This window comes from Nocardioides daejeonensis (assembly GCF_003194585.1).
Classification (GTDB): domain Bacteria; phylum Actinomycetota; class Actinomycetes; order Propionibacteriales; family Nocardioidaceae; genus Nocardioides; species Nocardioides daejeonensis.
Genome location: NZ_QHKZ01000007.1, coordinates 174,689 through 200,670 on the forward strand (window position 1 = coordinate 174,689; position 25,982 = coordinate 200,670).

Below are 25,982 nucleotides of genomic sequence, written 5' to 3' on the forward strand. Positions count from 1 at the left end.
GATTCGTGGTCAGAACTCCTTTTGACCACGAATCTGTTAGGGACGATCCGGTTGGGGGGAGCGCCGAGGCCGGCGTCAGGGGGTGGGCGCGAGCTCGCCGGTGACGACGAAGATGACCCGCCGAGCGACCGAGACCGCGTGGTCGGCGATCCGCTCGTAGTAGCGGCCGAGCAGGGCCAGATCGACGGCGGGCTCGACTCCGTGCGGCCACTCGGCACTGAGGAGCTCACGGAAGTTGGTCCGGCGGAGCTTGTCCATCGTCTCGTCGTCGGCCTCCAGCGCGTGCGCCTCCTCGACGTCGCGCTCCGCGATCACCGAGGAGAGCTTGTGGCACATCTCCTGGGCCACCTCGGCCATCTGGGTGATCGTCGGCACCACGTCGTTCGGTACGGCGAGGCCCGGCACCCGGAGCCGGGCCACCTTCGCGATGTGCACGGAGAGGTCGCCCATCCGCTCGATCTCGGCCACCATGCGCAGCGCCGCCACGATCGTGCGCAGGTCGCCGGCGACCGGCTGCTGCAGCGACAGGAGGGAGAACGCGACGTCCTCGACGGCCTCCCGCTGACGGTCGATCGAGGCATCGCCCGAGATGACCTGCTCGGCGATCTCGCCGTCACCGGTCAACAGGGCCCGGGTAGCACGGCTGACGGCGACTTCGACCTCCTGGGCCATGGAGCCCAGGCTGGTGAAGAGGGAGTCGAGTTGGTCCATGTAAGCCTCACGCATGGTCGCGACAGTAGGCGGCACAGATGGCCGACAGGTGCAGTGGCGTGAACGGGCGGTGAACAGACGGTAGTCACACTCAGGCACGGCCAACAGCAGGTGAATCCCTGCGTACGATCAGGGCGTGACCCTGACCGAGACCCTGCTGGTGGCACTGCTGTCGGTGGTGCTCGTCGGCGGCGTCTACGGCGCCTTCCTGGTGAGCGAGCGGCAGCAGCGCAAGATCCCGGAGGTCGAGGAGGCGGCGGTCCCCGAGCAGGTGGCCGCGGTCCTCTCGGTGCTCCGCTCCTCCGCGGTGATCGTCGACGACACCGACACGGTGCTGAAGGCGAGCGCGCCGGCGTACGCACTGGGGCTGGTCCGGGGCACCGAGATCCTCGTCGACGAGCTGCGCGCGGTCATCCATCAGGTCCGCCGGGACGGTCAGATCCGTGAGCTCGAGCTGACCCTGGAGCGACCGTCCTCGCAGATCCCCCGCCACGTGCAGGCCCGCATCGCGCCGCTGGGCGCGCGTCAGGTGCTCGCCCTCCTCGAGGATCGCACCAAGGAGCGTCGCGTCGAGGCCGTCCGGCGGGACTTCGTGGCCAACGTCAGCCACGAGCTCAAGACGCCGGTCGGGGCGATCCGCCTGCTCGCCGAGGCGGTCCACGACGCCAGCGACGATCCCGAGGCCGTGCAGCGTTTCGCCGGGCGCATGGTGAAGGAGAGCGAGCGACTCGCCCGCCTGGTGCAGCAGATCATCGAGCTCTCCCGGCTGCAGTCCGACGACCCCCTGGAGGAGTCGGAGCCGCTGGACCTCGACGAGGTGGTGACCACCGCCATCGACACGGTGGCCATCGACGCCGCCGCACGCGAGATGAACGTCGTCGCCTCCGGTGAGCACGGGCTGCGCGTGCTGGGCGGACGCGAGCAGGTCACGGTGGCGATCGGCAACCTGATCGCCAACGCGGTCACCTACTCGCGCACCGGGACGGCAGTGCTCGTCAACACCCGCGTCGTCGACGACATGGTCGAGATCGCCGTCACCGACCAGGGCATCGGCATCCCGCCGGTCGAGCTGGAGCGGATCTTCGAGCGCTTTTACCGGGTCGACCCCGCCCGCCACCGGTCCACCGGCGGCACCGGCCTCGGCCTCTCCATCGTCAAGCACGTCGCCGCCACGCACGGCGGCGAGATCCGGGTCTGGTCGGTCGAGGGTCAGGGCTCGACCTTCACGCTCTCCCTTCCCGTGGCGCCGCGGTCCGGCGCCGAGCCGAGCGCGGTCGACAGCGACCCGCGCCCCAACAAGGAGGAACGCCCGTGACACGGGTTCTGGTGGTCGAGGACGAAGAGAGCTACAGCGACGCCCTGTCGTTCCTGCTCCGCAAGGAAGGCTTCGAGGTGGCCCTGGCGGCCACCGGGCCCGAGGCCCTGGCCGAGTTCGACCGGTCGGGCGCTGACATCGTGCTGCTCGACCTGATGCTGCCGGGCCTGCCCGGCACCGAGGTGTGCCGACAGATCCGCTCCACCTCGAACGTGCCGGTGATCATGGTCAGCGCCAAGGACGACGAGGTCGACAAGGTCGTCGGTCTCGAGCTGGGCGCCGACGACTACGTCACCAAGCCCTACTCGCCACGGGAGCTCGTCGCCCGGATCCGCGCCGTCCTGCGGCGGGGCGTGATGGACGACGGCGTCGACGACGGTGCACTCGAGGCGGGGCCGGTGCGCATGGACGTCGAACGCCACGTCGTCACGCTCGACGGCGTCGAGCAGAAGCTGCCGCTCAAGGAGTTCGAGCTCCTGGCGATGTTCCTGCGCAACCCCGGTCGGGTGCTCACCCGCGGGCAGCTGATCGACCGGGTCTGGGGGTCGGACTACGTCGGGGACACCAAGACCCTCGACGTGCACGTGAAGCGACTGCGGGCGAAGCTGGAGCCCGACCCGGCCAGTCCGACCTACCTGGTCACCGTGCGCGGCCTGGGCTACAAGCTCGACCTCTGATCCACGCCGCGACCCGGGAAGTGCTGGTCACTATCGCGGCGCGCAGCAGGCGAGACGGATCAGCGGTTCCCTAGAGTGACGGGTGTGACTCTAGGTGCCCGTCTTCCCGCCCTCGCCTTCGCCGGTGTCCTCACCGTGGCACCCCTCGCTCCGGTCGGCGGTACGCCGGCGCTTGCCGCGAACGCCGGCGACGCCCAGGTGCATCAGCAACGCTGGGTAGGCGACCAGTTGAGCGTCGGCAAGCACCGGGGCACCGAGCTGCGCAAGGGAACGCTGCGGATCGCAACGCCGAGCGGCACCGAGAAGGTCCCCGACCCGTTCGGCAAGCACCCGGCTCGCAGCTACGACCGGGCCCGTTGGGTCTCCCCGTGGGCGCAGACCGGCTTCGCCGCGACCAACCTCGTGCCGAGCTGGAACGCCAAGGCCCGCGGGAAGACCCTGATCCGGGTGGAGATCCGGGTCGCCTCCGGGAGCAGCAAGGGCTCGTGGGACGAGGTCGCACTCTGGGGCTTCACCCCGAGCGGCGTCCGCCCGCACTCGGGCACCAGCCAGCCCGACGACCTCGCCCGGCTGGCCACCGACACCGTGCTGGCCAACTCCGGACGCACGTTCGACCGATGGCGGATGCGCGTCACCCTCCTGCGCCCGACCGGTACCCAGCGCACGCCCAGCATCGCCTCGCTGGGAGCGGTGGCCGCCGACCGGACCACCGTGAGCAAGCCGGTGAGTCGCACCACGATGAAGAAGAACGAGCAGCTCGACCTGCCGTCGTACTCGCAGATGGTGCACGCCGGGCATCACCCGGAGTGGGGCGGCGGCGGTGAGGCCTGGTGCTCACCCACCTCCATGGCGATGGTCGTGGCCGGTTTCGGCCGGGGCCCCAAGGCGTCGGCACTCACCTGGGAGAAGGGCACGGATCCCCGGGTCGACCATGCCGCGCGGCACACCTACGACCATCGCTACCGCGGCACCGGCAACTGGCCCTTCACCACGGCGTACGCCGGCAACTACGGCCTCGACGCCTTCGTCACCCGGCTCCGCGATCTCCGCGACGCCGAGAAGATCGTGCGCAAGGGCATCCCGGTCGTGGTCTCGATCAAGTTCGGGCGCGGAGAGCTCGACGGAGCGCCGATCTCCTCGACCAACGGCCACCTGTTGGTGATCAGCGGATTCACCGCGACCGGGCAGGTGCTGGTGCACGACCCGGCAGGCAGGACGAACGCCGCGGTGCGTCGTACCTATGACCGGGCCCAGTTCGAGCGGGCCTGGCTGGGTGGATCCGGCGGGATCGCCTACCTGGTGCACCCGACCGACCTGCCGCTGCCCAAGAGATTCCGCTGACCGCCGCTCGGGCAGAGCTCAGGACTGCTCGAGCCAGCCCCGGAACGCCTCGAGGTTCTTCGTCGACTCACCACGCGCGATCCGCCACTCCCACTCCTTGCGGATCGAGGTGGCGAAGCCCAGCTCGAGCAGGGTGTTGAACGACTCGTCGGCCGTGGCCAGCACGGTGCCCAGGATCCGGTCGAGGGCATCGTCGGTAGCGGCCGACGCCAGCGGTAGCCGACCGTCCAGGTAGATGTCGCCGTGGTGGTCGACCGCGAACGCGACGCCGAAGAGGCGGAGGTTCTTCTCCAAGAGCCACCGGTAGACGCCCTGGTGGTTCTCGTCGGGGTTGCGGCAGACGAACGCGTGAACGCCCAGCGCATGCGGGCCGATGTCGAGCCGGACCGGCGTCTGCAGCTTGCGCTCGCCCGGGAGCGAGAAGGAGAACATCCCCTCCGCGGTCTCCTCGTGGTCGAGCTCGTTGGCTTCCAGCCACTGCCGGACCGCCTGCCGTGCAGCCTCGGTCTCAGACACCCGCAGTCTCCTCTCGCAGCAGTCGAGCCGCCTTCGCGTAGACCTCCAGGGTCGCCTCGGCGGTGCGCTCCCAGGAGAACTCCCGAGCCTGCACCAGAGCCCCGGCGGCCAGGCGCTGACGCAGCTCGTCGTCGGCAAGCAGCGAGCGGATCGCTGCCGCCCAGTCCCGGGGCTCGTGGGTCTCCACCAGCAGTCCGGACCGCCCGTCGCGCACGACCGTCGTAAGACCGCCGACCGCCGCCGCGATCACCGGCGTGCCGGTCGCCTGTGCCTCGACGGCCACCAGACCGAAGGACTCGTTGTGCGAGGGCACGGCGACCAGGGTCGCAGCCGCACACCACCGGGCCAGCTCGTCCTGGCTGACCGGGGGCACGAAGCGAACCACGTCGTCGATGCCCAGCTCGACCGCGAGATCGGCCAGTGCTGTCGGGTGCTCCAGCCCCGATCCGGAGGGCCCGCCCACGACAGGCACCACGACCCGGGAACGCAGCGCCGGCTCCTCGGCCAGCAGCACGGCGACCGCGCGCAGCAGCACGTCGGGCGCCTTGAGCGGCTGGATGCGCCCGGCGAAGAGCAGCACGTGCGCGTCGTCGGGCAGGCCGAGCTCACGGCGTACGTCGGCACGCGGCTGCGGACAGAACCGGGCGAGATCGACACCCGGGTGCACGACCTCCACCCGGTCGGGAGCCGCGTCGTAGAGGTTGATCAGCTGCTTCGCCTCGAGATCGGTGTTGGCGATGAGGGCGTCGGCGGCAGCCACCACCTGCTCCTCGCCCAGCACCCGGGCCGCGGGCTCGGGGGTGTCACCGTGGGCCAGCGCCTCGTTCTTCACCTTCGCCATGGTGTGCATCGAGTGGACGAGCGGCACCCCCCAGCGGTCACGGGCCAACGCGCCGACCTGGCCGGAGAGCCAGTAGTGGGAGTGCACCGCGTCGTAGTGGCCGGGCAGCAGCCCTGCCTCGGTGCGCAGCACCTCGCGGGCGAAGACGCACATCTGACCGGGCAGCTCGGCCTTGGAGAGTCCTTCGAAGGGGCCGGCGGCGACATGGCGCACCAGGATCCCGTCGTCGACGCGGACGACCGGGTCGAGTCGGGAGGAGGTGGCCCGGGTGAAGATGTCGACCTCGATGCCGCGGCCAGCCAACCGCCGGGAGAGCTCGAGGACATAGACGTTCATGCCGCCCGCATCCCCCGTGCCGGGTTGGTCGAGGGGTGAGGTGTGCAGGCTGATCATCGCCACCCGCTTCGTCACGCGCTCGCCTCCTGCCGCTCCGCCGACTCTGCCAACCACTGGCCCACCGGGGGCAACCCGGCGCGCTTGCCGAGTATTCCGCGCGCCCTCTCAGCGGGCGTGGGCGCCCTTGCGGCGGGAGCGGTGCGTGGGCTGCGGCGTACGCGGCGACGGCACGTGCACTCCATGGTCCCGCGGGTCCGGACCGCGGCGCACGAGCGCGACCACACCGGCAAGCAGGAAGCCGGCCAGACCGGCGATACCCACCACGACGGCGAGCCGGTCCTGACCGAACTCCGCCTCGCCGGCGAACCAGACCGCCAGCGCCAGCAGGGCAGCCCCCAGGCCCACGACCGTCCGCAGCCACCAGGGCGCGGTCGGCACCACGCGCAGTCCGAGCAGGCCCGCCACCACGGCCAACAGGACCAGCGCCGCCCAACTCGCGGCGTCCGGGAGCACGCCGCGGCCCACGGCGAGAAGAGTCCCACTTCCGATCACTCCACCGAGAACGGTGATCGTTCGCATCTGCACACCTTTCGCAATCGCCCGTAGTCTGCCCCGTGTCTGCACCGGGTCGCCACCCCGTGTCCGGCAGTCGTCGCCCGGCCAGGCGTCCGCGGCTGAGGGCACTGCGATCCCGTACGGCACACTGGCGGTCATGAGCACTGCACCCGTCGCCGTCGTCACCGGAGCCTCCAGCGGGATCGGCGCCGCCACCGCCCGCGCCCTCTCCCGCGACGGGTATCGGGTTGTCTGCGCGGCCCGGCGCGAGGAGCGGATCGTCGCCCTCGCGGACGAGATCGGCGGCGTCGCGGTCACCTGCGACGTGACCGACCCCGCTTCGGTGGCCGAGCTTGCCGAGGCGGTCGGCCCGGAGCTGGCCGTGCTGGTCAACAACGCCGGTGGCGCGTTCGGGCTCGAGCCGATCGAATCCGCGGACCCGGCACTGTGGCGCCGCATGTACGACGTCAACGTGCTCGGGGTCCTGCACGTCACCCAGGCGCTGCTCCCGGCACTGCGCGCCAGCGGCGACGGGCTCGTGGTCACCGTGACCTCGACCGCCGCGCGCAACGCCTACGAGGGCGGTGCCGGCTACACGGCCGCGAAGCACGGCGCGCGGATGGTCTCGGAGACTCTGCGCCTGGAGCTCTGCGGCGAGCCGATCCGGATCACCGACGTCGCGCCCGGGATGGTGCACACCGAGGAGTTCTCCACGGTGCGCTTCGGCGGCGACCAGGAGCGTGCGGACGCCGTGTACGCCGGAGTGCCCGATCCGCTGGTTGCCGAGGACGTCGCCGAGGCGATCGCCTGGGTGGCCAGCCGACCGGCCCACGTCAACATCGACGAGCTCGTGATCAAGCCGCGCGCCCAGGCCGCGCAGCACAAGGTGCACCGGATCTGACCCGTCGTTCCAGCCAACGGCACGGCAGTGCGCACCTCTCCGCCCCAACCGCGCAGATCCATGTCAGACTGCCCCGCGTGAAGACAATCGGACTGATCGGCGGCATGAGCTGGGAATCCAGCTCGGTCTACTACCGGGACCTCAACCAGGGGGTCGAGCAACGACTCGGCGGGCTCTCCTCCGCCAAGGTCGTGATGAGTTCCGTCGACTTCGCCGAGGTCACCGCCCTGCAGGAGCAGGAGGACTGGGAGTCCGTCGCGGAGATCCTGGCCGAGGCGGCCCGCTCGGTCGAGCGCGCGGGCGCGGACTTCCTGATGCTCTGCACCACCACCTTCCACCGGGTCGCCGAGCAGGTCGAGGCAGCGATCGACATCCCGCTGCTGCACCTGGCCGACGTCGTCGCGGCGGCCTGCAAGGAGCACCGGATCGAGTCGGTCGCCCTGATCGGCACCACGTTCGCGATGTCGCGCACGTTCTTCACCGACCGGATCGCCAGTCACGGCCTCGAGGTGGTCGTGCCCGCCGCCGATCGCCACGACGAGCTCAACACGATCATCTACGACGAGCTGGTGCACGGGAAGGTCACCGACGCCTCACGCCGCAAGGTCACCAAGCTGATCGAGGAGCTGTGGGACCAGGGCCCCGACGGCGTCATCCTCGGGTGCACCGAGCTCGAGTTGCTGGTCAAGCAGTCGGACGTCGAGGTGCCGCTGTTCCCCTGCACCTCGCTCCACGTCGCGGCGGCCCTGGACCGCGCTCTCGCCTGATCCCTCCCGCCGTGCGGTAACGCGGCGTTGCCGACGTCTCCCGCGTTACCGCCCTGGCGACCACACCCCCTCGCTACAGCAGAGGGGGTCCTAGTCGACGACGGAGCGGTCGGTGACGACCATCTGGTCGCGGGCGACGTCGAGGGGAGAGCTGACGGTGCAGACCGCCGAGTACTCCCCCGCCTCGTCGCCCCACAGCTCGGGGTAGATCTCGGAGACAGCGGTCAGGCCGGTGGCGGGCTCGTTGGCGAGGAGGGCGAAGTAGGCCGCGCACTCGTCATCGAGCAGCTGGAACGCCTCCGGGCGCAGGTCGACGTAGCGACCTCCGTCATCCTCCTTGATCGCCTTGCGCCCCGGGAGCTGACCGGCCGCCACCGCAGGCGTGGCCGTGAGCACCAGCAGCTGCTCGCGGGTGTGCGAGGTGTCGCAGGCGACCGTGGTCAGATCAGCGTCGAGGCAGACCCGCAGCGTGGGGTCCAGGGCCGGGGCCTGGAAGTCCGCGTAGCGCACCGACCGCGGCGTCTCCTGGCGCAGGACGCAGGCGAACCGGCGCTCCCCGGCCTGCCAGTCGGCGTACGGGAAGGGGACGAAGGTGGTGCGGATGTCGGCCACGAAGGCGGGGTGCGGAATCACGTCGAGCGGGCTCGCATCGGCCGCGGCGCTCAGCGCCGGGTCGGCCTCCTCGCGGCAGGCCGCGGCCACCGCGGACCGGATGGCCTGGTACCGATCGGCGTCGGGGTCGAGCGCGGCTGCGTAGTCACGCGCACCCTTCGGCGCGTCCACCACCGCGTAGACCTCGAGCCGATGCGGCTCGTCGCAGGCGACCGGGTCGGCGTACGTCGGCAGCGCCCGGACCTCGGTCACCGCCAGTGTGTCCAGCTCGCCGATGAGGGCGAGTGCGTCCTGGTCGTCGAGCGTCGCCCCGTCGAAGCAGGTGCCCGCCAGAGGTGCCGTCGCCGCCGGAGCAGGGACCGAGTGGCCCGGGTCGCCATCGTCCCCGGAGCAACCGGCCAGCAGCGTCGCGACGAGCGCAGCGACGGCGGCGCGGCGCAGTGCGCGGCCCACCCGGGCTCCCGGGCTCTGGGTGACATCCACGGCGTTCCCCCGATCTGGTCTGGCTGGCGCGGCTACCCTAAGGCCATGGCTGAGCGGGAGGGGCTGCGTCGCAGCGCGCTGGGGAGGACCGCCCGGCTGGCGGCGATCCCCGTGGGCTTCGCCGGGCGCACCACGATGGGTGTCGGCAAACGCCTGGTCGGCCGACCGGCCGCAGCGGTGCTGACCGAGGTGCAGCTCCGCACCGCCGATCAGATCTTCAAGGTGCTGGGCGAGCTCAAGGGCGGGGCGATGAAGCTCGGCCAGGCGATGAGCATCTTCGAGTCGGCGCTGCCCGAGGAGATCGCCGGGCCCTACCGTGACGTCCTGGTCAAGCTGCAGGACGCCGCTCCCCCGATGACCCAGCGGATGCTGCACGGCATGCTCGCCGAGCAGCTCGGGCCCGACTGGCGCGACAGCTTCGTCTCGTTCGACGAGCTGCCGGTGGCCTCGGCCTCCCTCGGCCAGGTGCACCGTGCGGTGTGGTCCGACGGGCGTGACGTCGCGGTCAAGGTCCAGTACCCGGGTGCCGCGGAGGCGCTGCGCTCCGACCTCCGCCAGCTCGGCCGGCTGGCCAAGATGTTCGCCGTGATCGCCCCCGGACTCGACCTCAAGGCCCTGCTCGCCGAGATCGAGGAGCGAGCGGTCGAGGAGCTCGACTATCGACTGGAGGCGGCCTCCCAGGCCCTGTTCGCCGAGGAGTACGCCGGCGACCCGGCGTTCGTCGTCCCCCGCGTGGTGCATCACACCGAACGGGTGCTGGTCACCGAATGGATGGAGAGCGAGTCGTCGCTCGCCGCCGTGATCCGCGACGGCAGCCACGAGCAGCGTGACCACTTCGGTCGCCTCTATGCCGAGTTCCTGGTCTCCGCGCCGGCACGACTCGGGCTCCTGCACGCCGACCCCCACCCCGGCAACTTCCGGGTGCTCGCCGACGGACGCCTGGGTGTCGTCGACTACGGCGCTGTGGCGCGGCTGCCCGACGGCCTGCCCCGCCCGATGGGCGAGCTGCTGCGCCGTGCCGTCGACGACGACTGGGACGCAGTGGTCACGGGCTTGCGCGAGGAGGGCTTCCTGCTGCAGCGCACCGAGTTCTCCGCCGAGGCGATGCGTGACTACCTCGGCCCGTTCCTCGACGCGGCCCGGGCGGAGGAGTTCACCTTCGACCGGGCATGGCTGCGCGGACAGGCGGTGCGGGTCGCGACGCCGACCAGTGACAACGTGACCACCGCTCTCAAGATCAACCTGCCACCCGACTACATGCTCATCCACCGGGTCTGGATCGGCGGCATCGGCGTGCTCTGCCAGCTGGAGGCGACGGTGCCGTTCCAAGGCCTGTTGGCGACGTACCTGCCAGGGTTCGATTCGGACCCGCGGCCGGTGCGCGCGTAGAATTCCTCGGCTCGTGATCGCGGGCCGTCCCCGATCGAAAGCACGCCTGTGACTGACCGCATCGCCCGCTCCGACCTTCGTAACGTCGCCATCGTGGCGCACGTCGACCACGGCAAGACCACGCTGGTCGACGCCATGCTCCACCAGGGCGGTGCCTTCTCCGAACACCAGGCAGAGGGTGTGGCTGAGCGGGTCATGGACTCCGGTGACCTCGAGCGCGAGAAGGGCATCACGATCCTCGCGAAGAACACCGCGATCCACTACAACGGCGCGCACGCCCCCGAGGGCGGCATGACCATCAACATCATCGACACCCCCGGCCACGCCGACTTCGGTGGCGAGGTCGAGCGCGGGCTGTCGATGGTGGACGGCATCGTGCTGCTCGTCGACGCCTCCGAGGGCCCGCTGCCGCAGACCCGCTTCGTGCTGCGGAAGGCGCTGAACGCCGGCAAGCCGGTGGTGCTGGTGGTCAACAAGGTCGACCGCTCCGACGCGCGCATCGACGAGGTCGTCGACGAGACCTACGAGCTGTTCATGGACCTGCTCGACGACTCCCACAACGCCGACGCGCTGGACTTCCCGGTCATCTACGCCTCCGGCAAGGCCGGCATCGCGTCGCTGGAGAAGCCGGAGAACGGCCAGCTCCCCGACGGCGACAACCTCGAGCCGCTCTTCGCGACGATCCTCGACACCATCCCGGCTCCGCAGTACACCCCGGGTGCGCCGCTGCAGGCGCACGTCACCAACCTCGACGCCTCCCCCTTCCTCGGCCGACTCGCGCTGGTCCGCGTCTACGAGGGCGAGCTGCGCAAGGGCCAGCAGGCCGCCTGGATGCGCGCCGACGGCACCATCAAGAACGTCAAGATCACCGAGCTGCTGGTCACCGAGGGCCTCGACCGGGTGCCCGGCGAGAAGGCCGGCCCCGGTGACATCGTCGCCATCGCCGGCATCCCGGAGATCATGATCGGCGAGACCCTGGCCGACCCGGAGAACCCGGTGGCGCTTCCGCTGATCCAGATCGACGAGCCGGCGATCTCGATGACCATCGGCACCAACACCTCACCCCTGGTGGGCCGGGTGAAGGGTGCCAAGGTCACGGCCCGGCTGGTGAAGGACCGGCTCGACTCCGAGCTCGTCGGCAACGTGAGCCTGCGGATCCTGCCCACCGACCGACCCGACGCCTGGGAGGTCCAGGGCCGCGGCGAGCTGGCGCTGGCCATCCTGGTCGAGCAGATGCGTCGCGAGGGCTACGAGCTCACGGTCGGCAAGCCGCAGGTGGTCACCAAGGAGATCGACGGCAAGCTGCACGAGCCGATGGAACGGCTCACGATCGACGCCCCTGAGGAGTACCTCGGCTCGATCACCGAGCTGCTCGCCAACCGCAAGGGCCGGATGGAGTCGATGAGCAACCACGGCACCGGCTGGGTGCGGATGGAGTTCATCGTGCCGGCGCGTGGCCTGATCGGCTTCCGTACCGACTTCCTCACCGAGACCCGGGGCACCGGCATGGCGGCCCACGTCTTCGAGCGCTACGAGCAGTGGACCGGCGAGATCCGCTCCCGAGCCTCCGGCTCCCTGGTCGCCGACCGTGCGGGTGCCGCGACGGCGTACGCGATGACGTCGCTGCAGGAGCGCGGTGTGATGTTCGTGGACCCGACCACCGAGGTCTACGAGGGCATGATCGTCGGCGAGAACTCGCGTGCCGACGACATGGACGTCAACATCACCAAGGAGAAGCAGCAGACCAACATCCGGTCCGCCACCTCCGACAACTTCGAGAAGCTGATCCCGCCGCGCAAGCTGTCGCTGGAGCAGTGCCTGGAGTTCTGCCGCGACGACGAGTGTGTCGAGGTCACCCCCGACCACGTCCGCATCCGCAAGGTCGTCCTGAACGCCGGCGAGCGCGCCAAGACCGCCAGCCGGGCCCGCAAGGCCAACAGGTAGCCCGCAAACTCCCGACGTACTGACCGACGTGGCCGGGATCTGCCGGTTCTAGAGACAAAATCGTTGGTACGTCGGGAGATGGGCCGGTAGCGTGCGGGGAGTGTTCAAAGCACTCGGCCGCCTCATGTCCAGTCGTCCATGGTTCGTGATCGCCGCGTGGGTGGTGGTGGCTGCTGCCGTCGTCCTCACTGCGCCCGGTTTGAAGACCACGACCGACCAGTCGGAGTTCCTGCCTTCGCACTACGAGTCGATCAAGGCGATGGAGGCGCAGTCCGATCACTTCCCCGAAGCGATGACGCCGGCGGCGATCATCGTCTTCGACCGGGAGGACGGCGGCAAGCTGACCGACGACGATGTGGCCGAGGTGACCCGCATCGGCGAGGAGCTCGGGCCGAGGCTCGCTCAGCGGACCTTCCTGCAGCAGGTGATCACCGTCTCCGCGACGGGTGATCCCAACGTCTCACGAGACGGCACGCTGATGCTCGGCATCGTGGGCCTGGCCGACGGCGCCTCCGGCTACGACGTGGCCGCGTTCGACGACGCGAAGGAGCTGCGCAAGGACCTGGCCGGCCTCGTGGACGGCACCGACCTGCGGGCCGAGACCACCGGCAACGTGCCGCAGGGCCTCGACTCTCAGGAGTCGGGTGATCAGGCCCTGGCGATCGTCGGCATCGCCACGATCGTGCTGATCGTGCTGCTGCTCGCACTCATCTTCCGCAGCGTCATCATCTGCCTGATGCCGATCGTGGTGGTCGGCATCGTCTCCGCGGTGGCCACCGGCCTGATCGGCTTTGCCAACGAGGTCTTCGGCCTGAAGGCCGACTCGTCGATCCAGGTGATCCTGGTGGTGGTGCTCTATGGCATCGGCACCGACTACATCCTCTTCTTCCTGTTCCGCTATCGCGAGAGCATGCGCCACGGCTCCGACAGTCGCCGTGCCGTCGTCTACGCGCTGGAGCGTGCGGGCGAGGCGATCACCTCCGCCGGCGGCGCCGTCATCGTGGCGTTCTTGGCGATGCTGCTCAGCTCGCTGAGCATCTTCCGCGCGATCGGTCCGGCACTGGCGATCGCGGTCGGTGTCACCATGATCGCCGTCCTCACCTTGGTGCCGGCCGTGGTCACCTTGCTCGGCCGCGCGCTCTTCTGGCCGTCGAAGAACTGGCTCCGCGAGCCGGAGGCAGCGCGGTTCGCCAAGGTCGGCAGGAACCTGGGACGACGTCCTGGCGTCTTCGCAGCGGTCTCCGGCCTGCTGATGGCAGTGCTGGCGATCTTCGCCCTCGGCTTCAACCCCTCCTTCGACTTCAACTCGAGCCTGCCCAAGGACGTCGAGTCGACCAAGGCGCTGAACAAGTTCCAAGACCACTTCGCCGCGGGAGCTGCCGAGCCCACCCCGGTCCTGCTCGTCTCCGACGACGGCCCGCTCGATGAGAAGGCGTTCCCCGGCTTCCAGAAGGCGCTCGAAGCCGCAGAGGGCGTCAGCCAGGTCTACCCCGGCCAGATCTCCGAGGACGGTGCGGCGGCACAGTTCATGGTCGTGCTCGACCACGACCCCGTGTCGGACGCCGCCCTCGAGGACGTCAAGGGGCCGATCCGCAGCGCCGCTCACGCAGCCGCCCCCGACGGCACGGACGCCCTGGTCGGCGGCACCGCCTCGGTCTTCGCCGATATGCAGAAGGCGCTGGCCCGGGACTACTCGATCGTCTTCCCGGCGGCCGGCCTGATCATCCTGCTGATCCTGGCGGCCCTGCTGCGCAGCCTGGTCGCTCCGTGGTACCTGATGGCCGCGGTGGGCCTCGGCTTCGCCGCCACGCTCGGCGCCACGGTCATCGTCTTCCAGCACGTGCAGGGTGAGGCCGGCCTGATCTTCATGCTGCCGATCTATATCTATCTGTTCGTGACAGCGCTGGGCACCGACTACAACATCTTGATGATCGCCCGGCTACGCGAGGAGGCGCGGGAGGGGCGCGAGCCGCGGGACGCGGCAGCGGAGGCGGTGAAGCACGCCGGTCCGACGATCGCAGCAGCAGGAGTCATCCTCGCCGGCACCTTCGCCTCCCTCATGCTGGCCGGCAACTCCCTGATGGTCTCGATGGGCTTCGCGCTCTCGGTCGGCATCGGCATCGCAGCCTTCGTGATGGCGATGTTCTTCACGCCCGCCCTCACCGCGCTGATCGGGCACGCGGCCTGGTGGCCCGGGCACGGCGACGAGAAGGCACCACCCGTCGAGGAGCCGGCGACGACCTCCTGAGCAACCGCCTCCAGCGGGTCGAGACGCCAGCTCTGGCACGTCGAGATGCCACGATCCGACCAGCAATACGCTGAAGCTGGCGTTTCGACGTGCTGAAGTTGGCGTTTCGACGTGCTGAAGCTGGCGTCTCGACGGTGGCTGGGCACGGCCCGACGGAGTCTCCGGCGGTCTCAGGCTCGGGAGGCGGCCGCCGTACGACCGTCGCCGAAGCGGGTGTCCCGCGCATCCAGCGCCGCCGTGACCTTCTCCCCGGCAGCATCCATGAAGGCAGTGAAGGCGCCGGTCGTGGCGGCCAGCGCGCTGGTCTCGGTGCCGGCACGCACGGCGGCATGCATGCCCATCGCCTCCAACGCGCGGTGCACGGTGCGCTTGTTGAGCTCGACGATCTCCGGCGGCAGGTCGGCGATCCGCAACGCGACCCGCAGCACCTCGTCGTCCAGCGCGGCAGCGGGGAAGGCGCGGTTGGCGTAGCCCGCAGCCACCGCTTCGGGGCCGCTCATCGCATCGCCGGTCAGGACCGCCTCCATCGCCCGGCGGGCGCCCATCAGCCAGGTGTGGAACTGCAGATCGGGGACGCCGAAGCGCACCGCCGGGTAACCGATCCGAGCGTCCTCGGCGACATAGACCAGGTCACACGAGGCGGCAAGCTCGCTGCCACCCGCGAGGCAGTTCCCGTGCACCTGGGCGATCACCGGCACCGCGAGGGTGGAGAGCGAGAGCCACCCGTCGACCACCTCCCGCTGGAAGCGGCCCGGGCCGCCTCCCGGGTCGGCGTACTTCTCCTCCGGTGAGGGCGCGAGGTCGTAGCCGGCGCAGAAGTCCTTGCCTGCTCCGCGCACGATCACTACCCGGACCGCCGGATCGGCGGCTGCCGCGCGGATCGCATTCAGCAGCTGACGGCGGAGCGGACCGTGCATCGCGTTCCGCTTCTCCGGCCGGTCCAGGGTCACCCGGCGCACCGTCGGAGCGGGGTCGTCCACGGCCACGAAGGAGCGGGGTACGGCGTCACTCATGCGCCCAGCATCGACGGGCGGGCCGCCCACGGGAGGGTCACTCCCGTCAGGTGGCTCCGCGCGGTCCCGGAAGACCGAACGGCCAGGCTCCACTCGACGGGGCGACGCCGGACTGATTGGATGCCAGGCGTGATGCCCGAGTGACCGCGCCCGCCCCGACGTCGCCGACCCGAGCCGGCGGGCAAGCGCCCCGGGTCGGCCCCACGACGCTCATGGTGATGCTGTCGCTCTGCGGCATCGTGGTCTCCCTCCAGCAGACTCTCCTGCTCCCCCTCCTCCCCGAGCTCCCCCATCTCCTCGACACCTCGGCCGACAGCGCCTCGTGGCTGGTCACCGCCACGCTGCTCGCCGGCGCGGTCGCCACGCCGACCGTCTCGCGCTTGGCGGACATGTACGGCAAGCGTCGGATGATGGTGACGTCACTGGCGATCTCGCTGCTCGGCTCGCTCCTCGGGGCCTTCAGCGAGCTGCTCCCCCTGCTCATCGCCGCGCGGGCGTTGCAGGGAGTCGGGCTCGCCCTGGTGCCGGTCGCGATCGCCATCATGCGCGACGAGCTCCCCCGCGAGAAGGTGCCGCTGGGCGTCGCCATCATGAGTGCGACGCTCGCCGTCGGCGCCGGTGTCGGGCTGCCCCTCTCCGGCCTGATCTCCGATCACCTCGACTGGCACGCCATCTTCTGGCTGACCGCGGTGGTGGCCGCGGTGCTGCTGGTCGCCGCGATGACCACCCTGCCCGAGTCGCCGGTGAAGACACGGGGCACGTTCGACTTCCGCGGCGCCATCCTGCTCTCGATCGCCCTGACCGCGCTGCTGCTGGCGGTCTCGAAGGGCGCCCAGTGGGGATGGACCTCGACCACCACCCTCGGGCTCACGGCGGGCGGCTTCGCGGTGCTCGCGGTCTGGCTGCCGCTCGAGCTGCGCACTCCCAGCCCGCTGGTCGATATCCGGGTCGCCGGCCGGGCGCCGGTGATGCTGGTCAACACCGTCTCGGTCTTCGCCGGCTTCGCCATGTTCACCAACATGCTGGTGACCACCCAGTTCCTGCAGATGCCGAAGGCCACCGGCTACGGCCTCGGGATGGGCGTCTTGGAGACCGGCTGGTGGATGGTGCCCAACGCCGCCGCCTTCGGCCTGATGGCACCGGTCTCAGCCTGGATGACGCGGCGTTTCAGTCCTCAGATCACCATGATCACCGGCACCGGGCTGATGGCTGTCGCCTATGTCGCTCGGGTCTTCCTCAGCGACGACCTCACCCAGATCGTCCTCGGCTCCGTGTTCGTCGGCGTCGGCACGGCGATCGCGTACGGCGCGCTGCCGACCCTGGTGATGCGCGCGGTGCCCGTCACCGAGACCGCGTCGGCCAACGGCCTGAACGTGTTGCTGCGCTCGGTCGGCACCTCCACCGCGAGCGCCGCGGCAGCGGCCATCACCACCGCATCGGCGATCGCCGTGGGCGAGCAGATCGCCCCGACCGAGGACGCGCTGATGCTCTCGCTCTGGCTGGCGGCCGGAGCATCGCTGTGCGCCACTGTCCTCGGCGTGCCGACGCTGCGGATGCGCGCCTACTCCGAGGAGTGGGACCGCTCCGGGACCGAGCGCACGGGTGCGGAGCCGCGGGTGGTGCGGGGCCGGGTGGTCTCCTCGGCCGGGCAGCCGATCCGCAACGCGGTCGTCACCGTGCTCACGCCCGACGGCGAGGCCGTCGACTGGGGCCAGGCCGACTCCGAGGGGCGCTTCAACGCCGCGATCCCGCACCCGGGCGACTACCTCGTGGTCACCGCGGCCGACGGGTGGCAGCCGCGCTCGCGTCTGATGGATCTGGACGACGCCACACCCCTTCCCGCGATCGTGCTGCGCGAGCGCTACACCCTGACCGGGGTGATCACCGATGCCGACGACGCTCCGGTCGTCGACGCGCTGGTCGTGCTGACCCGGGCCACCGGTGAGGTGGTGCGATCGATCCGCACCGACCACGAGGGGCGCTACCTGATCGCCCGGCCCATCAACGGGCGCTATGTGCTCACGGTCTCGGCCCGAGACGGCGCCATCGGAGCCCGCCCGGTCACGGTCTGGGAAGCGGCCCGCAGCGTGGATCTGAAGCTGGGCACCCCGCTGGCCCAGACCGAGACCCCGCGCTGATCAGCGCAGCTGATGGTGCAGCTCGGCCGCGCGGACCGGCTGACCGAGCAGTGCCGAGGACGCCGGGTCCTCCGCCAGCCAGCGGATCACCACGCCCGCAGCGTCCGGCGGCGTGGTGGCGAACCCCTTCTCCTCGATCTTGTCGGTGCCACCGCGGGCGGCGCCCGACTCGGTGACCACGAACCCCGGGTCGACGTTGAACGCCCGGACCCCCGCGCCGGCGTACTCCGCGTTGATGGAGCCGGCGAGCCGGCCGAAGGCGGCCTTGGCGCTTGAGTAGGCGAGCCCCCAGCCGCCCTCTCCGGGCGGCGCCGGCGGGTCATGGTCGGCGGAGCCGGAGACGAGGTTGACGATGGTGCCCCCACCAGCGGCGAGCATCGAGGGCAGCAGCGCCTGCACGAAGGCCACCTGGTGCACGTGGTTGGCCAGCAGGCTCGCGATCAACGTCTCCGGCTCTGTCTCCATCAGCCGTGCGTGGGCGAGGTGGTGGACCGCGTTGTTGACCACCAGGTCGACGCCTCCCCAGACGTCGAGGATCTGCTCGGCCGCAGAACGCACCCCGGCCAGATCGCTCAGGTCCATCGGCACCGCGAACCCCCGCGCGCCGCGCGCCTCGATCTCGGCCACCGTGCTCTCCAGGCTTCCCGGTACGGCGATCCGCACCTCTCCCTCCGCCTGCGTGCGGGGCGGCACCCTGCCTTCGCCCTCACGCACGGTACGTCCTGTGACGACGACGTCCCATCCTGCGGCAGCAAGCGTCAGCGCAGTCGCCCGGCCGATCCCACGACTGGCTCCGGTCACCACTGCGCGACGGCGGCTCTCCTGTGTCATGGTCGGCGACGCTAGACCCGAGGTGTCGCCAGGCGGCCCGCACTCCCAACCATCGAAACGGGCGCACTGGCGGTAGCTCTCGACACTAGACGCCTTCACGCTCGTGGAAGCCGGCGTGCTCGAACGGCTCGCCACGACGCAGCTTCGCCAAGCCCTCGGGGTGCAAGCGGCGGAGGTGGTCGATGGCCTTGTGGCGGTAGCGCAGGATCTGCCAGATGCCGAAGGCCCAGAAAAGGTACTGGGAGGCCATCGCGACCTTGAAGTCCCCCAGGTCGTAGGAAGCCGAGGCACCTGTCCGCAGGTCCAGGATCCAGCCGATCGCCCACATCACCAGCAGAGAGGCGATGAAGCCGCCGATGTTGACGAGGCCGTTCGCGCGTCCGAGCGCCGCGGGCGGAGTGAAGGTCCGGGCCAGCTCGAAGCCGAGCATCGAGGCCGGGCCTCCGGTGGCACTCACCAAAGCGACCGCGACGAGGAGCCAGAGCGGCGCCCGCCCGGGCCACAGCAGCACCACTGCCCAGACGCTGGCGATCGCGATCACCACGGCGACGACCAGCCAGGAGCGGTGGAACGGGAAGACCGTCACCAGCCGTGCGAGCACCAGCCCCGAGACGATCACCCAGCCGGTCATCGCCATCAGGATGGTGCTGGCCACGGCGGGCGAGAGCCCCTGGCCCGAGACGAGGAACGGATATCCCCACAGCATGACGAACGTGTTGGCAGAGAACTGGGCGGTGAAGTGCGACCACATCCCCAGCCGCGTCCCCGGGTTGCCCCAGATCGCCCGGACCGACCGCACCAGCACGGCCATCTTCACCTTGGTCGTGGACTCGTCGCGGTAGGGCGAGTTCTTGATGAAGACCAGCACACCGACCAGCAGGAAGACACCGATGGACGAGGCCCCGGCGAAGGTGCGGGTCCAGCCGAAGTGCTGCAGCGCCAAGGTGAGCGGTGCCGCGGCGGCGACCGCGCCGAGTTGCCCGACCTGGCCGGTCAGCTGCACCAGGAACGGCGCCTGGCGCACCAGGAACCAGGCGGCCACGAGGCGCAGCACGCTGGTGAACACCACGGCGTCGCCGGCACCCAGCAGCACTCGGGCGCAGAGGGCAGCGGGGTAGGTCTCCGCGAAGGCGAACGCGAACTGGCCCGCGGTCATCAGCACCGTGCCCGTGATGAGCATCGCACGCGGGCCGAAACGGTCCAACAGGATCCCGTTGGGCACCTGCATGCCGGCGTACACGACCAGCTGCACGACCGTGAAGGTGGCCAGCTCCGAGGCGGTGATCTCGAACCGCTCGGTCGCCATCAGGCCGGCGACGCCGAGCGAGCTGCGGTGGAAGACACCCAGCACGTACACCGAGATGGCGACGAGCCAGATCACCCAGGCTCGCCGGCGTCCGATGTCATGCACTTGTTCCACGGAAGACATGGTGACGCACAGTCGGTGCGGCGGCCACTCGGTGGGCGCCGGGACGTGCCGGCGCCCACCGTTCTCAGCCAGCCGTGACCGAGTCTCTGTCGCTGGTGCGTCGCCCGACCACCAGCACGAGCAGCACCGCGGCGACGATGCCGATCACCGGGGGAATGCCGATCTCGAAGTGGTCCGACGACCAGGCCAGCACGCTCGCAACCGCGTAGACCCCCAGGTTGCCCAGGTGCAGCGCGGGCAGCGGTGCGCCCTCCGGCATCCCGGCCCGCCAACGGGCGACCCAGTCTCCGATGATCACACCGCCCAGCGGCGGGATGAAGATGCCCAGCAGCACCAGATAGTCGACGAGGTGCTCGTGCACGCCTGCGAGCGCGAGGACCGTGCCGATGACCGAACCGCCGACGACGAACGGGATCTTGCTCGGCCGGTGGAAGAGCTCAGCACCCGCCACCCCGAAGGCGTAAGCCGTGTCGGCATTGCTCTTCCAGAGGTTGCCGAAGAGCAGGAAGAGCCCCCACCCGACCAGCCCGAGCTCGTAGAGGACCAGCACGAAGTCCCCCTGGCCGAAGGTGATCGCACCGACCGCACCGAAGAGGATCATCAGGCCGTTGCCGATGAGGAAGCCGAGGGCGCTCGCGATCACGGCATCCCGGCCGCTGCGCGAGAAGCGGGTCCAGTTCGGTGCCTGCGTCCCTGCCGACACGAAGGTGCCCACCACCGTCGTGATGGCGACGGCGATCGACATCGAAGCCTGCGGCTCCGCATCGAACAGTCCGGACCAGCCGCCGACCTCGTCGAGGGAGCGCTGCACGACCCAGACGGCCAGCAGCAGGATCAACGGCGTCGACACCAGCGAGACCCAGTACATGCCGCGGTAGCCGTAGCAGGCGGTGAGGCACATCAGCGCGCTCGCCGCGATCATGACCGCTGCCTCGGCCGCCCACGAGTCCCACTCGAGCGCTTGCGCGGTGAGCGCACCGATGGTGCCGATGATGACGCCGTACCAGCCGATCTGGGTGCCACCCAGCAGCACCGAAGCGAGCTTCGACCCCTTCGTGCCGAGCGTGTAGCGCGCCATCACCACGGTGGTGAGGCCGGTGCGCGCGCCGATGTAGCCAAGCACGGCGACGTACCCACCGAGGATCGCCGAGCCGGCCAGGATCACCCAGAGCAGGTCACCGAAGGTGAACGCCGTGCCGAGCGAGGCACCGGCGAGCATGGTCGGGGTGAAGACGGTGAAGCCCAGCAGCACCACCGCCATGGAGAAGAGCGACTTGCGCGCGTGCAGCGGCACCGGCGTGACCGGGTAATCCGGGTCGACGACCTCGGCGTCGGCACCGTGCTGCGTGCTCACTCCTCCTCTCCGATGTCTTCGGCCCAGAGCGCGGGCCGCTCGGCGATCATCCGCTCCATCAGAGCGCGGCACTCGTCGTCGTCGACGACGTCGACCCGCACCCCGCGAGAGCGCAGCCATTCCTCCGAGGCCTGGAAGGTCCGGTTCTCGCCGACGACGATCCGCGGGATGTCGTAGAGCACGGCGGTGCCCGCGCACATGAAGCACGGCGACAGCGTCGTGTAGAGCACGCTCGCCCGATAGACCCGAGCCGGGAGACGGCCGGCGTTCTCGATGCAGTCGGTCTCGCCGTGCCGGATCGCGCTGCCCATCTGGATCCGCCGGTTGCGTCCGACCGCAAGCACCTCTCCGTCGTGCACCAGGGCCGCCCCGATGGGCACGCCACCTTCGTCCCAGCCGATGCGGGCCTGCTCGACCGCGCGGGCCAAGAAGGTGCGGTCTGCGTCGTCCACCATGCGTTCCTCCTCGAAAAGCTCTGTGATGCAGGCCACTGCACCAGATAACCTGCCGCACCAGAAGGGACAGAACGTCCGGTCTCGACCCTCAACTCCTAGACATCTGGTCAAGCGAGGTGGCCCATGCTGATCCCGTTGGACGAAGTCCTCCGCCTGCCGTCCTTCCGCGCCGCCGGCGTCGAGGTACTCAACGGCACCCCCGACGACATCTCTATTCGCTGGGTCCACTCGAGCGAGGTCTACGAGATGGGCTACCTGCTGGCCGGCGGCGAGCTCCTGCTCACCACCGGCCTCGGGCTGCACGGGCGCACCTCGGACGAGCTGGCGACCTACGTACGCCGCCTGGCCGACGCCGGGTGCGCGGCGCTCGCCCTCGAGCTCGGTCGCTCCTTCTTCCGCGTCCCGGAGCCGATGCTCGAGGAAGCACGTCGTAGCGGCCTCGCCCTCCTGGCCCTGACCGCGGTCGTGCCCTTCGAGCGGTTCGGTGAGGACTTCCACGAGGCGCTGCTGCACCGCAAGCTGAGCGCAGCGCGTCAGGGCGAGCCCGTCCTGCAGGAGTTCGTCTCCGAGGTGCTGGCCGGCGCGGGGCTGCGCGCGCTTCTCGACGCCGTCTCCCGGGCCGCTGGGTGCCCCGTCGAGCTCCATGATGTCGCTGGCCACCTGGTCGAACGGAGCCAGGCCCGCAGCTCCACCGGCAAGCAGGTCACGAGCGTCCCCGTGCGGGCGGGTACGACGCCTCTGGGCCTCCTCGTCCTGCACGCCAAGGGCGGTAAGAGGATCCAGGCGATCGCCGAGCGCGCCGCCATCGCCGTGGCCCTCGAGCTGGGCCGGCACCGGGGCCCAGGGCCGGTTCGCGATCCGGCCGGGTCGCTGATCACCGATCTCCTGACCGGGGCGGTCCGCTCGGGCGGCGAGGTCGATCGACGTCTTGCCGAGATCGGCTGGTCCTGCTCTGCCGAGCGCCCGCTCCTGCCGCTCTGCGTCGACCTGGATCCACGCGTTCCCCTCCACGAGGAGACCACCGGCCTTGCCGCAGCCGCTCACGAGCAGTACGGCGGTGCGCTCGTGGGCAGCATCGGTGGCGACGGAGTGCTCCTCGTGCGCGCCGCCGGTGGTCCCGCCCGGTCACGCCGCTCGGCACAGGCCTGGCATGCGAGCCTCGGCGACCGTCTCGGACGCACGCCGCTGGTGGCCGTGACCGCCCCCGTCGGCGATGCAAGCGCCCTGGGCGACGCGCTCCAGGAGACCCGCACGCTGCTGCAGGACGCGCGGGAGTACGGCGAACGGGCCCGGGTCATCCGGCCGCGCGATCTCGCGCTCCAGCAGCTGCTGTCGAGCCTTCCCGACAGCCGGCTCGATCGCTTCGTCGCCGACCAGATCGGCTTGCTGGTCGATCATGACCGTCAGCACGCGGGCTCTCTGGTGCGGACACTCGACGCACTGCTCCGCGCGGGCGGTTCGAAGCAGACCGCCGCCACCGAGCTGGGCGTGCGCCGGCAGACGCTCTACGCGCGACTGGAGCGACTGGAGTCGCTTCTCGGGGCCGACCTCTCCGACCCGATCCACCGCAGCGGCCTGGAGGTGGCACTCATCGCCTGGCGCGTCCGCACGGGCATCGCCCCGTGAGCCCCCGGACCACCGGTGCCGCTACTGCTGCCAGGAGGCGCGCAGGGCGCGGCCGTCGACGATCTCGCGACCGAGCGGAGTGAGCGAGACCGGGATCATCTTGAAGTTGGCCAGACCGAGCGGGATCCCGATGACCGTGATGCAGAGCAGCGCACCGCTGATCGCGTGACCGATGGCCAACCAGAGGCCGGCCAGGACGAACCACAAGACGTTGCCGACGCCGCTCATCACTCCGGCGGTCGGGCGGCGGACGATCTCGCGGCCGAAGGGCCACAGCGCGTAGTTGGCGATCCGGAACGATGCCAGCCCGAACGGGATGCCGATGATCGTGACGCAGAGCAGCGCACCGGCAAGGAGATAGCCGAGGCACATCCAGAAGCCGCTCAGCACCAGCCACAGCACGTTGAGCACGAACCTCATCGGGCACCCCTCTCGTTCGCACGGCTCTTGCACGGAGACAGAAGCAGATCGGCCCGCATCCTCGTCGAATGCGGGCCGATCTCTTCGTGTGGCAGATGAAGGATTCGAACCTTCGAAGCTTTCGCGACGGATTTACAGTCCGCTCCCATTGGCCGCTCGGGCAATCTGCCGCACACCACCCCCGGCTTGGACCGGACGTAGCAAGCAGAGAGAATAGCGCAGGCAGGCCGGCAGACGAAAACCGCCGCGGCCCGCACCCCGCACATATCCAGCATCCGCGGCAGCCGCCGCGTGGACCGGAGGAGCTCCCATGGCCGATTCGTCGTTCGACATCGTCAGCAAGATCGACCGTCAGGAGGTCGACAACGCCCTCAGCCAGACCGCCCGTGAGGTCGCCACCCGGTTCGACTTCAAGGGCACCGGGGCCAAGATCGAATGGAGCGGCGAGCAGATCATCGAGATCGAGGCGTCCGCGGATGACCGCGCCAGCGCCGTACTCAGTGTCTTCCAAGACAAGCTGATCAAGCGCAACCAGAGCCTCAAGATCGTCGACGCCAGCGAGCCCCGCCAGTCGGGCCAGGTCTCCAAGATCACGGTGAACCTCAAGGAGGGCATCAGCTCCGAGGACGCCAAGAAGATCTCCAAGCTGATCCGCGACGAGGGCCCCAAGGGTGTGAAGGCCCAGATCCAGGGCGACGAGCTCCGCGTCTCCTCCAAGAAGCGCGACGACCTGCAGACTGTCATCGCGCTCGTCAAGGAGCAGGACTACGACTTCGCGGTGCAGTTCACCAACTACCGCTGAACCTCTCCTTCGATGGAGCGTGCGGGCTGAGAATGCGGCGTGCGCCAGCCCGCACACTCCATCGAGCCGCGATCGTGCCCGGCCGAGCCGTCGACAACCCGCGCCGCCACCAGCATGATGCTGGCTATGCGCGCCGTCGTCTGCCACCAGGCCGAGCTCACCGTCGACGAGGTCCCCGACCCCAGACCGGAGCAGGGCCAACTCCTCATCACCGTAGAGCGCTGCGGGATCTGCGGCTCCGACCTCCATGCCCGTCTGCACTGTGACGAGACGGCCGCCGACGCGGCCACCCTTGGCTACGACCACATGATGCGCTCGACCGACCGGGTCGTGATGGGTCACGAGTTCGTCGGCACGGTGACCGACTACGGCCCCCGCACCCGCAAGCTGTTCCCGATCGGCACCCGCGTGGTCTCCCTGCCGGTGCTGCGCGCGTCGGGAGCCATGCACCTGACCGGCCTGAGCGCACTGGCCCCCGGCGGGTACGCCGAGCAGGTGCTCGCGGTGCCCTCGATGACGATGCGGGTGCCGGACGGCCTGGACGCCGACGCCGCGGCCTTGACCGAGCCGATGTCGGTGGCACTGCATGCCGTCCACCGCGGCCAGGTCGGCGCGAAGGACACCGCCGTGGTGCTCGGCTGCGGCCCCATCGGTCTGGCCGTCATCGCCATGCTCAAGGCCACCGGTGTCCGGCACGTCATCGCCAGCGACTTCTCCCCCGGACGCCGTGCGCTGGCGGAGCGGATGGGGGCCGACGTGGTCGTCGACCCGGCACAGGAGTCGCCTTGGGCCTCCTTCGCCGAATCCAAGCGCTACCTGACCGACTCCATGGAGCTGATCGGCTTCGGAGTCGACGCGATGGACAAGCTGCGCGCCGTACCGCTGCTTCCGTGGGCGACGCTGATGCGTGGCGCGGTGAAGGCGGGTGCCAGCCCGCGCGGGCCCGTCGTCTTCGAGTGCGTCGGCGTCCCCGGGATGATCGAGCACGTCATCGCCAACGCACCGCTCCTCTCTCGGGTCGTCGTGGTCGGCGTCTGCATGGGTGCCGACGCCCTTCGTCCGGCGATGGCGATCAGCAAGGAGATCGAGCTGCGGTTCGTGCTCGGCTACGACCCGAGCGAGTTCCACCAGGCCCTGCAGTGGATCGCCTCCGGCAAGGTCGACGTGCGGCCACTCATCACGGGCACCGTCGGGCTGGACGGCGTTCCCGGTGCGTTCGACGAGCTCGGCGACCCCGAGCGGCACGCGAAGATCCTGGTCGACCCCACCCGCTGAGGT

General features: G+C 70.1%; 23 protein-coding genes and 1 tRNA gene. 12 read left to right on the forward strand and 12 right to left on the reverse strand.

Features of this window, described 5'->3' with window-relative positions:
- Positions 1 to 75 precede the first annotated feature (75 nt).
- The gene (gene phoU / locus DNK54_RS17795; protein WP_110208337.1) at positions 76 to 726 is read right to left on the reverse strand and encodes a phosphate signaling complex protein PhoU; all 651 of its coding nucleotides are present in this window, start codon (positions 724 to 726) and stop codon (positions 76 to 78) included.
- A 121-nt stretch (positions 727 to 847) separates the two neighbouring features.
- Here phoU and DNK54_RS17800 point away from each other — a divergent pair, with 121 nt between their 5' ends.
- The 3 genes from DNK54_RS17800 to DNK54_RS17810 all read left to right on the forward strand — a co-directional run bounded on the left by DNK54_RS17800 (position 848) and on the right by DNK54_RS17810 (position 4,044).
- Complete coding sequence (locus DNK54_RS17800) at positions 848 to 2,026, forward strand: sensor histidine kinase (RefSeq protein WP_110208338.1); 1,179 nt, start codon at positions 848 to 850, stop codon at positions 2,024 to 2,026.
- Positions 2,023 to 2,703, forward strand: a complete 681-nt coding sequence (locus DNK54_RS17805) for a response regulator transcription factor (protein WP_110208339.1) — start codon at positions 2,023 to 2,025, stop codon at positions 2,701 to 2,703. Before DNK54_RS17800 ends, DNK54_RS17805 begins: the two co-directional genes overlap by 4 nt.
- An 84-nt stretch (positions 2,704 to 2,787) precedes the next feature.
- A complete protein-coding gene (locus tag DNK54_RS17810) occupies positions 2,788 to 4,044 on the forward strand; it encodes a C39 family peptidase (RefSeq protein ID WP_110208340.1) in 1,257 nt (418 codons plus the stop codon).
- An 18-nt stretch (positions 4,045 to 4,062) separates the two neighbouring features.
- Here the strand turns inward: DNK54_RS17810 and DNK54_RS17815 are convergent, their stop codons facing one another.
- From DNK54_RS17815 to DNK54_RS17825, 3 genes are all read right to left on the reverse strand, one after another.
- Positions 4,063 to 4,560 (reverse strand): type III secretion system chaperone family protein, encoded by a 498-nt coding sequence (locus DNK54_RS17815; RefSeq protein ID WP_204164671.1) that lies wholly within the window; start codon positions 4,558 to 4,560, stop codon positions 4,063 to 4,065.
- Complete coding sequence (gene mshA / locus DNK54_RS17820; protein WP_239460166.1) at positions 4,553 to 5,812, reverse strand: D-inositol-3-phosphate glycosyltransferase; 1,260 nt, start codon at positions 5,810 to 5,812, stop codon at positions 4,553 to 4,555. The genes DNK54_RS17815 and mshA overlap by 8 nt, the downstream gene beginning before the upstream one ends.
- Positions 5,813 to 5,902: 90 nt before the next feature.
- On the reverse strand, positions 5,903 to 6,316 hold the full coding sequence (locus DNK54_RS17825) for a hypothetical protein (protein ID WP_204164672.1): 414 nt from the start codon (positions 6,314 to 6,316) through the stop codon (positions 5,903 to 5,905).
- A 133-nt stretch (positions 6,317 to 6,449) separates the two neighbouring features.
- Between DNK54_RS17825 and DNK54_RS17830 the strand changes: the two genes are divergently transcribed.
- On the forward strand, positions 6,450 to 7,193 hold the full coding sequence (locus DNK54_RS17830) for an SDR family NAD(P)-dependent oxidoreductase (RefSeq protein WP_110208341.1): 744 nt from the start codon (positions 6,450 to 6,452) through the stop codon (positions 7,191 to 7,193).
- Between the two features lie 77 nt (positions 7,194 to 7,270).
- Positions 7,271 to 7,960, forward strand: coding sequence for an aspartate/glutamate racemase family protein (locus DNK54_RS17835; RefSeq protein WP_110208342.1), 690 nt, complete (start codon positions 7,271 to 7,273; stop codon positions 7,958 to 7,960).
- Between the two features lie 90 nt (positions 7,961 to 8,050).
- Here DNK54_RS17835 and DNK54_RS17840 read toward each other — a convergent pair whose 3' ends face one another.
- Positions 8,051 to 9,055 carry a hypothetical protein gene (locus tag DNK54_RS17840; RefSeq protein WP_162602533.1) on the reverse strand — a complete coding sequence of 335 codons (1,005 nt, stop codon included), beginning with the start codon at positions 9,053 to 9,055 and terminating at the stop codon, positions 8,051 to 8,053.
- A gap of 45 nt (positions 9,056 to 9,100) precedes the next feature.
- Between DNK54_RS17840 and DNK54_RS17845 the strand changes: the two genes are divergently transcribed.
- From DNK54_RS17845 to DNK54_RS17855, 3 genes are all read left to right on the forward strand, one after another.
- Positions 9,101 to 10,444 (forward strand): ABC1 kinase family protein, encoded by a 1,344-nt coding sequence (locus DNK54_RS17845; RefSeq protein WP_110208344.1) that lies wholly within the window; start codon positions 9,101 to 9,103, stop codon positions 10,442 to 10,444.
- Positions 10,445 to 10,492: 48 nt separating this feature from the next.
- Complete coding sequence (gene typA / locus DNK54_RS17850) at positions 10,493 to 12,388, forward strand: translational GTPase TypA (RefSeq protein WP_204164673.1); 1,896 nt, start codon at positions 10,493 to 10,495, stop codon at positions 12,386 to 12,388.
- A gap of 100 nt (positions 12,389 to 12,488) precedes the next feature.
- The gene (locus tag DNK54_RS17855) at positions 12,489 to 14,636 is read left to right on the forward strand and encodes an MMPL family transporter (RefSeq protein WP_110208346.1); all 2,148 of its coding nucleotides are present in this window, start codon (positions 12,489 to 12,491) and stop codon (positions 14,634 to 14,636) included.
- Positions 14,637 to 14,806: 170 nt separating this feature from the next.
- On the opposite strand, the gene DNK54_RS17860 is transcribed toward DNK54_RS17855, so the two are convergent.
- Complete coding sequence (locus tag DNK54_RS17860) at positions 14,807 to 15,649, reverse strand: enoyl-CoA hydratase-related protein (protein WP_110208347.1); 843 nt, start codon at positions 15,647 to 15,649, stop codon at positions 14,807 to 14,809.
- Positions 15,650 to 15,789: 140 nt separating this feature from the next.
- On the opposite strand from DNK54_RS17860, the gene DNK54_RS17865 reads away from it, so the two are divergent.
- Entirely contained in the window at positions 15,790 to 17,787 is a 1,998-nt protein-coding gene (locus DNK54_RS17865) for an MFS transporter (protein ID WP_162602534.1), read from the forward strand.
- Here the strand turns inward: DNK54_RS17865 and DNK54_RS17870 are convergent, their stop codons facing one another.
- The 4 genes from DNK54_RS17870 to DNK54_RS17885 all read right to left on the reverse strand — a co-directional run bounded on the left by DNK54_RS17870 (position 17,788) and on the right by DNK54_RS17885 (position 21,856).
- Positions 17,788 to 18,618 (reverse strand): SDR family NAD(P)-dependent oxidoreductase, encoded by an 831-nt coding sequence (locus DNK54_RS17870; protein WP_110208349.1) that lies wholly within the window; start codon positions 18,616 to 18,618, stop codon positions 17,788 to 17,790.
- 85 nt (positions 18,619 to 18,703) lie between these two features.
- Complete coding sequence (locus tag DNK54_RS17875; protein WP_239460167.1) at positions 18,704 to 20,038, reverse strand: MFS transporter; 1,335 nt, start codon at positions 20,036 to 20,038, stop codon at positions 18,704 to 18,706.
- A 73-nt stretch (positions 20,039 to 20,111) separates the two neighbouring features.
- The gene (gene codB / locus DNK54_RS17880; protein WP_204164674.1) at positions 20,112 to 21,401 is read right to left on the reverse strand and encodes a cytosine permease; all 1,290 of its coding nucleotides are present in this window, start codon (positions 21,399 to 21,401) and stop codon (positions 20,112 to 20,114) included.
- Positions 21,398 to 21,856, reverse strand: a complete 459-nt coding sequence (locus DNK54_RS17885; protein ID WP_110208351.1) for a nucleoside deaminase — start codon at positions 21,854 to 21,856, stop codon at positions 21,398 to 21,400. Before DNK54_RS17885 ends, codB begins: the two co-directional genes overlap by 4 nt.
- Before the next feature lie 123 nt (positions 21,857 to 21,979).
- On the opposite strand from DNK54_RS17885, the gene DNK54_RS17890 reads away from it, so the two are divergent.
- A complete protein-coding gene (locus DNK54_RS17890) occupies positions 21,980 to 23,482 on the forward strand; it encodes a helix-turn-helix domain-containing protein (RefSeq protein WP_110208352.1) in 1,503 nt (500 codons plus the stop codon).
- 21 nt (positions 23,483 to 23,503) lie between these two features.
- Here DNK54_RS17890 and DNK54_RS17895 read toward each other — a convergent pair whose 3' ends face one another.
- Together DNK54_RS17895 and DNK54_RS17900 are read right to left on the reverse strand one after the other, a co-directional pair.
- Complete coding sequence (locus tag DNK54_RS17895) at positions 23,504 to 23,902, reverse strand: YccF domain-containing protein (protein ID WP_110208353.1); 399 nt, start codon at positions 23,900 to 23,902, stop codon at positions 23,504 to 23,506.
- An 89-nt stretch (positions 23,903 to 23,991) separates the two neighbouring features.
- Positions 23,992 to 24,072: transfer RNA gene (locus DNK54_RS17900), tRNA-Tyr, on the reverse strand.
- Positions 24,073 to 24,212: 140 nt separating this feature from the next.
- On the opposite strand from DNK54_RS17900, the gene DNK54_RS17905 reads away from it, so the two are divergent.
- Both DNK54_RS17905 and DNK54_RS17910 read left to right on the forward strand, forming a co-directional pair.
- A complete protein-coding gene (locus tag DNK54_RS17905; protein ID WP_110208354.1) occupies positions 24,213 to 24,704 on the forward strand; it encodes a YajQ family cyclic di-GMP-binding protein in 492 nt (163 codons plus the stop codon).
- A 39-nt stretch (positions 24,705 to 24,743) separates the two neighbouring features.
- Positions 24,744 to 25,979 carry a zinc-binding dehydrogenase gene (locus DNK54_RS17910; RefSeq protein WP_239460168.1) on the forward strand — a complete coding sequence of 412 codons (1,236 nt, stop codon included), beginning with the start codon at positions 24,744 to 24,746 and terminating at the stop codon, positions 25,977 to 25,979.
- The last annotated feature ends 3 nt before the right edge of the window (positions 25,980 to 25,982 follow it).